Annotated in this window: 8 protein-coding genes; 5 read left to right on the top strand and 3 right to left on the bottom strand. The window is 58.4% G+C overall.

Going from position 1 to position 8367, the window contains the following annotated elements; translation table 11 throughout:
- A partial coding sequence (locus WC392_07535) for an RDD family protein (protein MFA5242212.1) occupies positions 1–483 on the top strand: 483 nt, incomplete at its 5' end.
- 17 nt (positions 484–500) lie between these two features.
- Here the strand turns inward: WC392_07535 and lptG are convergent.
- Complete coding sequence (gene lptG / locus WC392_07530) at positions 501–1574, bottom strand: LPS export ABC transporter permease LptG (GenBank protein ID MFA5242211.1); 1074 nt, start codon at positions 1572–1574, stop codon at positions 501–503.
- Complete coding sequence (lptF, locus tag WC392_07525; GenBank protein MFA5242210.1) at positions 1571–2662, bottom strand: LPS export ABC transporter permease LptF; 1092 nt, start codon at positions 2660–2662, stop codon at positions 1571–1573. Before lptF ends, lptG begins: the two co-directional genes overlap by 4 nt.
- Before the next feature lie 91 nt (positions 2663–2753).
- Here lptF and WC392_07520 point away from each other — a divergent pair, with 91 nt between their 5' ends.
- Genes WC392_07520 through WC392_07505 form a run of 4 tightly spaced genes read left to right on the top strand, consistent with a single transcriptional unit; the run spans position 2754 to position 8018 of the window.
- Complete coding sequence (locus WC392_07520; GenBank protein ID MFA5242209.1) at positions 2754–4256, top strand: leucyl aminopeptidase; 1503 nt, start codon at positions 2754–2756, stop codon at positions 4254–4256.
- A 51-nt stretch (positions 4257–4307) separates the two neighbouring features.
- Entirely contained in the window at positions 4308–4745 is a 438-nt protein-coding gene (locus WC392_07515; protein MFA5242208.1) for a DNA polymerase III subunit chi, read from the top strand.
- Positions 4742–5242, top strand: a complete 501-nt coding sequence (locus WC392_07510) for a hypothetical protein (protein ID MFA5242207.1) — start codon at positions 4742–4744, stop codon at positions 5240–5242. Before WC392_07515 ends, WC392_07510 begins: the two co-directional genes overlap by 4 nt.
- A 40-nt stretch (positions 5243–5282) precedes the next feature.
- Entirely contained in the window at positions 5283–8018 is a 2736-nt protein-coding gene (locus WC392_07505; GenBank protein MFA5242206.1) for a valine--tRNA ligase, read from the top strand.
- Positions 8019–8109: 91 nt separating this feature from the next.
- On the opposite strand, the gene WC392_07500 is transcribed toward WC392_07505, so the two are convergent.
- Positions 8110–8367: a hypothetical protein gene (locus tag WC392_07500; protein MFA5242205.1), complete on the bottom strand. Its 258-nt coding sequence runs from the start codon at positions 8365–8367 to the stop codon at positions 8110–8112.

Here is an 8367-nt window from a genome sequence, read left to right as displayed (position 1 = left end):
CTGCGAATGTTGTGCCCTTGCCCGTTGCGCCTTCTGTTGTTCCCGCCCGGTAGTTCTGTGGAAAACAGGTCCGGAAATGTGACTTACCCCGGGATTCTCAGGCGTCTGGCCAGCATGTTGTATGAAAGTTTGTTGCTGGTCGCCGTGCTGTTTCTGGCCGGGTTTCTGTTCGTCGGTTTGACCCAGGGAAGCACGACGTCATTGGCAAGAGGGGCGTTTCAGATTTATTTGCTGGGTGTTGTGGCAGCCTATTTCATCTGGTTCTGGCTGCGTGGCGGACAAACGCTGGCGATGAAAACCTGGCATCTGCGCCTGGTGAATGCGGACGGCGCGCCGCTGACCCTGCGGCAGGCATTATTGCGCTTTGCACTCGCCCTGCCCGGTATCTTGTTGGGGGTCGGCATTCTATGGGCGCTGTTCGATCATGAACGGCAGTTTCTCCACGACCGCCTGAGCAAGACAAAAATCATCCTCATCAACTGAAAGCTGACCGCTGACCGCTATCTCCTTTCTGTCCACCAGAGCATTGCCAGTGCCGCAGCAAGAAACGCGAGCGCGGGGAAGGATGCGCTGAAAAGGGGGGGCCAGTCATTGAGCAGGCCGAGATGGGCAAAGACCCGGTTGAGCAAATGAAATGACAGGCCGACCATGATGCCCACGAAGATCTTGCCGCTGACCCCGCCGCTACGTGATTGGTGATAGGCGAATGGCAAGGCAAAGATCATCATGACCAGGGTGGCGAAGGGGTAGGCCAGCTTGGACCACAACGCAATTTCATAGCGCGTTGTTTTTTGCTTGTTGTCGCGCAGGTGCTGGACGTACTGGTAAAGGTTCCAGGCTGACATCTGTTCCGGCACAACCAGCAGCACTGAAAGAATGTCCGGGTTCAACACCGAGTTCCACGAGAGTTGCGGCAGCTTCTCAGCCACGGCTTTTTCTCCCTTGAAGTGGGTCTGGCTGACATCTTCCAGCAGCCAGCGGCCAGCTTCTTCGTGGTGGCCGCGATCGGCGTAGCTCACTGTTTTCAAGTGATAGTCCTGATCGAATTCGAAAATCTTGACGCCCAGCAAGGTCGTGTCCGGCAGGATTTCACGCACGTTGACAAAGCTCTGGGCATCCTTGATCCATAGCCCGGAACGGAATTCCTGCGCGACCACCGAACTGGTTGCCTTGAGCCTGAGTTGCTGGGCCATCCGTTCAGCCGCCGGGGTGATGATTTCTCCAAATAACAGGGTCAGCAATACAAAAATCAGGCCGGTTTGCATCAGCGACAAGGCAAAACGCTGCGTGGAGAGACCGGAAATACGCATGACCGTGAATTCGGAATTGGCGGAAAACTGGGCCAGGGCGAACAAAGTGCCGATCAGGACTGCAATGGGAAATAATCCATAAATATGTCCGGGCAAGCCCAGGGCAACAAAGGCCAGAATTTGCGGCAGGCGATAATGTCCCTTGCCCAGGTCACCCAGTTCCTGAATCAGGTCAAAGAAAGCAAACAGGGAGAGCAGGGCGGCAAAAACAAATAGCGTGCTGGCGAAAATTTCCCTGGCCAGGTAGCGGTGCAAAATTTTCATGATGCCCGCCTCAAACGTGCAAACAGTGAAGGTGATACCCGCAAGCGGTGGTAAAACAGGATCAACAGCAAAACAGCCAGGACCGCATGCACCACCCATAGTCCAAGAACCGGTTCCAGCTTGCCCTGCGCCACCAGACCCTGGGCGATACTGAGGCAGTTGCTGTAAATGAGGTAGGTAATCAGGGCAAGCATCAGGTTAAGAGAGCGTCCCGCGCGCGGGTTGACGAAGCTCAGGGGAATCGCCAGCAGGGCCAGCAAAATTACGCTCAACGGCAGGGAAAACCGCCATTGCAGTTCCGCAATATTGGGTGGCGACTTGTTGCCTATGAGTTCAAGCAGAGAAAGTGATTTTGAAGAAGGCGCTGTGAGCTTGGCTTCATGAGGTTCAATGCGAACCGCGTAGTGCTCGAATTCGACGATCTTGAATTCCGCCGAGCCCGGCAATCCTTCGTAACGTCTTCCGTTCAGCAGTACCAGGTAACGGTCGCCATTTTTTGCGACATTCTGGTAGCCATGCTGGGCAAACATGACACCCTGCTTCAGGTTTTCCGCGGATTGCATGAAAATATTGCTCACCGTGTTTTGTTCGCCAGCAAAGCTTTCCACAAAAAATACCCGGTCAGCGTGTTTGGATTCCTTGAATACGCCAGGGGCGACTGTTGCCACGTCGTCGCGGCTTTCAATCTGGCTGCGATAGAGGTTCTGCTTCTGCAGTGCCCAGGGAGACAGAAACAGGCTCAATACCGCAACCACCAGCGCCACGGGCGCCGCAATGGCGAGCACCGGCCTGATGAAGGCAGTCAGGCTCTGGCCGGAGCTGAACCACACTACCATTTCATTGTCACGGTAACTGCGCGTCAGGGTCAGCAATACCGTGATGAAAAGGGTGAGTGACAGCAGTACTGGCAGAAAATTGAGCACGCTGAATGCCAGAAATGCCAGCACGGCCTCGCTTGCCAGTGTGCCGCTGGCAGCTTTGCCCAGCAGGCGGACCAACTGTGTGGTTAAACTGATCGCGAGAAGCACGATGAATACTGTTGCCGCATTACTGAAGAGTTCACGCAATAATGCGCGCCGGAAAATCATGTTTTGGGTTTTCTTTGACTTTGTTGGTCAAGACTGAGGATAATTTGGCTTCTGATCAAATTTTGTCAACTTGGGACAAAAGGAGCATTACGTGGAATTTAGCATAAAAAGCGGCAGTCCGGAAAAACAGCGCACCGCCTGCGTGGTGGTGGGTGTTTTCGAACATCGCAAGCTTTCTCTCGCGGCGGACCTCATGGACCGCATTTCCGGCTTTTTCATCAGCGATATCTTGCGGCGCGGGGATATGGACGGCAAGCTGGGCAGCACGCTGTTGCTGCATAATGTTTCCAATACCCTATGCGACCGCGTGCTGCTGGTCGGTTTGGGCAAGGAGCGTGAATTTCGCGACAAGGAATACCGTCAGGCGGTCAGCGCAGCAGTCAAAACCCTGAATGAAACGGGTGCTACCGAAGCAGTAATGTATCTGACCGAAGTGCCAGTGAAGAAGCGTGAACTGGCGTGGAAAATTGAACAGGCGGTGATAATGGCGGTGGAAAGCGTGTATCGCTTCGACCGCCTCAAGAGCAAGCAGGATGAATTGCGCCGCCCATTGCGCAAGATGGTGCTGAACGTTCCGCGCCGCAATGAGCTGGCGATTGGCGAAAATGCCATGCAGCAGGGACTGGCAATTGCCCAGGGCATGAATCTGGCCAAGGATCTGGCCAATCTGCCGGGCAATATCTGTACTCCGGCCCACATCGCCGAGCAGGCGCAGGAACTGGCCAAGGCCCAGGGGTTCAAGGTTGAGGTGCTGGAGCAGCAGCAACTGGAAGAGCTCAAGATGGGTTCCTTCCTTTCCGTCGCCAAGGGCAGCCGCCAGCCGCCCAAGCTGATCGTGATGCACCATGCCGGGGGCAAGAAAGGGCAGAAGCCGGTGGTGCTGGTCGGCAAGGGCATTACCTTTGACGCCGGTGGTATTTCACTCAAGCCCGCAGCAGAGATGGACGAGATGAAATATGACATGTGCGGCGCTGCGAGCGTGCTTGGCACATTCATGGCTATTGCGCAGATGAAGCTGCCGCTCAATGTGGTGGGCATCATTCCGACCTGCGAAAACTTGCCCGATGGCAATGCCAACAAGCCGGGTGACGTGGTCACCAGCATGTCCGGCCAGACCATCGAGATTCTCAATACCGATGCCGAAGGGCGCCTGATCCTGTGCGATGCGCTGACTTACGCAGCCCGATTCGAACCGGCGGCCGTGGTGGATATTGCCACCCTGACCGGCGCTTGCGTTATCGCCCTTGGCCATCAGGCCAGCGGGCTGCTGGCCAATCACGACCCGCTGGCGCGCGAACTGCTGCATGCCGGCGAGGAGACTTATGACCGTGCCTGGCAGCTGCCGCTGTGGGATGAGTACCAGGAGCAGCTGAAGAGCAATTTTGCCGATATCGCCAATATCGGCGGCCGCGCGGGTGGTACGGTGACGGCGGCCTGCTTCCTCTCCCGCTTCACCAAGGAATATGAATGGGCGCATCTGGATATTGCCGGCACGGCCTGGAAGTCGGGCAAGGAAAAGGGCGCCACCGGGCGGCCGGTGCCCTTGCTGGTGCATTTTCTGCTCAACCGCGCCGAGCAAACTAAGGCAAATTAAGAAAACAATGTAGGGTGGGTTAGCGTAGCGTAACCCGCCATACATGATGATATGACCCAAATCGACTTTTACACCCACGTTCAGGACAAGCAGCTGCTTGCCTGCAAGCTCAGCGCCAAGGCGCTGGAGCAAGGCTTGCGCGTGCTGGTGCTGACATCCGACGAGGGTCATGCGGTGAGGATGGACCAGCTGTTGTGGAACGTTCCCGCCACCGGCTTCCTGCCACACTGCCGCGCCCGCGACGAACTGGCTGCGGTGACGCCGGTCATCGTCGATTACGATCCGGGAGAGCTGTTGCATGAGCAGGTGCTGCTCAATCTGAGCGGCGGCAGGCCGGCCTTTTTCAGCCGTTTTCAACGCCTGATCGAGATCGTGACTACTGATGAGGCCGACTGCGAGGCGGCGCGAGAGCGTTTCCGTTTCTATCGCGACCGGGGCTATGAAATCCGTTCTCACGACATGAGCCAGACCGGCAAGCGTCACTCATGACGATGGATTCCACTCGCTCCGCGCACGACGACGTTCTCGCCAAGATGGACGCTTTGCTGAAGCGGCACTACGACAGGCTTGAAAAGGCGCCTGCCATACCCCCGCCAATGGATTTTCCGGTGCTGACGGAAGAGGTTCAGGTCGAGGAAGATATCATTCCCGTGTTGACCGAGGTGGTGGAAGACAAGCCGGTCATGAGCGAATTTCCGTTCCTGCTGCTGGAAGATGCCGATGCCAAGCCAGTGCCCGAAGATTTTTCACCTGCCCCCCCCCTCAGCCTGAGTGGCCAGTCGCTGGAGAATCTTGACCGGCGGATTCTGGAAATTCTCGATCAGCGGCTTTCCGGGCATATTGCTTCCGCCATGGACCGGGCGATGTCCAGCATGCTGGACCAGTTTTCCATGCAACTGGAATCGGTGGTGCGCGAGGCGGTTGCCGAGGAATTGCGGAAGCAGCCCGGTGCGATGGCTGGCCGCGCCAATGATGCCGATGATTAGGCTATAATTCCTCCCTTTTCAGCCAGCCCCTTCTTGCACCATGGAACTCGCCAAAAGCTTTGAACCCGCCGCCATCGAGGCGCACTGGTATCCCCGCTGGGAATCCAGCGGCTATTTTCGCGCCACCACCGCGCCGGACAAGGCCGCCTACTGCATCATGCTGCCGCCGCCCAACGTCACCGGCACGCTGCACATGGGACATGCCTTCCAGGACACCCTGATGGACACGCTGGTGCGCTACCACCGCATGAAGGGCGAGAACACCCTGTGGCAGCCGGGCACCGACCACGCCGGCATCGCCACGCAGATCGTGGTGGAGCGGCAGCTGGATGCAAAAGGCATTTCCCGCCACGACCTGGGGCGCGAGAAGTTCCTGGAAAAAGTCTGGGAATGGAAAGAACAGTCCGGCTCGACCATCACGCGCCAGATGCGCCGCCTCGGCGCCTCCTGCGACTGGTCGCGCGAGCGCTTCACCATGGACGAGGGTCTGTCCACGGCCGTTTCGGAAGTTTTCGTCAAACTCTACGAGCAAGGGCTGATCTATCGCGGCAAGCGCCTGGTCAACTGGGATCCGGTATTGATGACGGCGGTGTCCGACCTCGAAGTGATTTCGGAAGAAGAAGACGGCTTCATGTGGCACATCTGCTACCCGGTGGAAGGCTGCGCTGAGGCCTTGATCGTTGCCACCACCCGCCCCGAAACCATGCTGGGCGACATGGCGGTAGCGGTGCATCCCGAGGATGAGCGCTACCGGCACCTGGTCGGCAAGCACGTGCGCCTGCCTCTGTGCGAGCGCACCATCCCCATCATCGCCGATGATTATGTGGACAAGGAATTCGGTACCGGCTGCGTCAAGATCACCCCCGCGCACGATTTCAACGACTACCAGGTGGGCCAGCGCCATCACCTGGAGCCGATGAGCATCCTGACGCTGGATGCCAGGATCAACGACCTGGCCCCGGCAGAATACCAGGGCATGGAGCGCTACGAGGCGCGCAAGAGAATCGTAGCCGACCTCGAGGTGCAAGGCCTGCTGGTGGCCGCCAAGCCGCACAAGCTCATGGTGCCGCGCGGCGACCGCACCCACACCGTGATCGAGCCGATGCTCACCGACCAGTGGTACGTGGCCATGGAAGGGCTGGCCAGGCGCGGCCTGGACGTGGTGGCCAAGGGCGAAGTGAAATTCGTGCCGGAAAACTGGACCCACGTCTACAACCAGTGGCTGGAAAACATCCAGGACTGGTGCATCTCGCGCCAGCTGTGGTGGGGGCACCGCATCCCGGCGTGGTACGACGAGGACGGCAACTTCTACGTCGCGCGCAATCTCGCCGAGGCGCAGCAGCAGGCCGGTGCGGGCAAGAACCTGCGCCAGGACGAGGACGTGCTCGACACCTGGTTTTCCTCAGCGCTGTGGCCGTTCTCCACCCTGGGCTGGCCGGAACAGACGGACGAACTCAAGACTTTCCTGCCTTCCAGCGTGCTGGTCACGGGCTTCGACATCATTTTCTTCTGGGTCGCCCGCATGATCATGATGTCGCTGCATTTCACCGACCAGGTGCCGTTCAGGGAAGTGTATGTGCACGGCCTGGTACGCGACATGCACGGCAACAAGATGAGCAAGTCCAAGGGCAATGTCATCGACCCGATCGACCTGATCGACGGCATCGAACTGGAAACCCTGGTGCAGAAGCGCACCACCGGCCTGATGAATCCGAAGCAGGCGGCCTCGATCGAAAAAGGTACGCGCAAGGATTTCCCAGAAGGCATCGCCTCCTTCGGCACGGACGCCATCCGCTTCACCTTTGCCAGCCTGGCTTCGCACGGGCGCGACATCAAGTTCGACTTCAAGCGCTGCGAAGGCTACCGCAATTTCTGCAACAAGCTGTGGAATGCCACCCGCTTTGTGCTGATGAATACCGAAGGCAAGGATTGCGGACAGGATGAAAGCCTGCCCCTGCAGTATTCGGACATGGACAAATGGATCATCGGCCGCCTGCAGCAGGCCGAACAGGACGTGGCCGAGGCGTTCGGCTCCTACCGCTTCGACATGGCGGCGCGCGCCATCTACGAATTTGCCTGGGACGAGTACTGCGACTGGTATGTGGAACTGGCCAAGGTGCAGATCGCGGGTGGCAACGAGGCGCAGCAAAGGGCCACGCGCCGCGCCCTGGTGCGCGTGCTGGAAACCCTGCTGCGCCTGGCTCACCCCATCATCCCCTTCATCACCGAGGAACTGTGGCAGAAAGTGGCTCCGCTGGCGAACAGGAGTGGCGAGAGTGTCATGCTGCAAGCCTATCCGCAGGCCGACCCGGGCAGGGTGGATGCCGTTGCCATGGCTCAGGCCGCGCAGCTCAAGGAAATGGTTAACGCCTGCCGTGCCCTGCGCGGTGAAATGAATATTTCACCCGCGCAGAAAGTGCCGCTGGTCGCGCTGGGCGATATTTCCGCTTTGGCTCCCTACCTCCAGGCGCTGGCAAAGATCTCTGAAATCACCATCGTGGAAGGCGAACTGCCGGACGCAGATGCGCCGGTCGCAGTGGTGGGCGATGTGCGCCTGATGCTCAAGATCGAGGTGGACAAGGAAGCCGAACAGGCGCGCCTGTCCAAGGAGATCGCGCGCCTCGAAGGCGAAATCGCCAAGGCCCACGCCAAGCTGGGCAACGAGAGCTTCGTCGCACGCGCGCCTGCCGCTGTGGTGGAGCAGGAAAAGGAGCGGATGGTGAGCTTTGGCGCGATGCTGGAGAAACTGCGGGTGCAGCTGGCCAGGCTGGGTTAGTAGTAACGTCAACACGTCGTAGGTCGGGTTTTAACCCGACATTTCGGGCTAAAGCCCGACCTACAACCATGAAATTCAACGTGACTGACTGCTAGTCCACACTCTCGATCTTGAACCAGGAATTCTCGTCTCGGGCGACTTCATAACGCACCCAGCGCGAGAACTCTTCCTCGCTGCAGATGAAGCTGCGCCGCCGTTGCGGGCCTGCCAATACCTTGTATTTCACGCAATCCGGCGTGTTCTCGTGCTCACAGGTTACGCCCTGTGCCAGAACCTGGCGCACTTCCCAGTGGTTGTGGAAGCAGCCATTACTGTATGTGGCGCCCAGTTTGATTTGGGGTTTGTTCAT

The organism is Sulfuricella sp., from assembly GCA_041651995.1.
Taxonomy (GTDB): Bacteria; Pseudomonadota; Gammaproteobacteria; order Burkholderiales; family Sulfuricellaceae; genus Sulfurimicrobium.
Note: the sequence above shows the minus strand (reverse complement) of the source record. Positions and strands in the feature narration are given on the sequence as shown.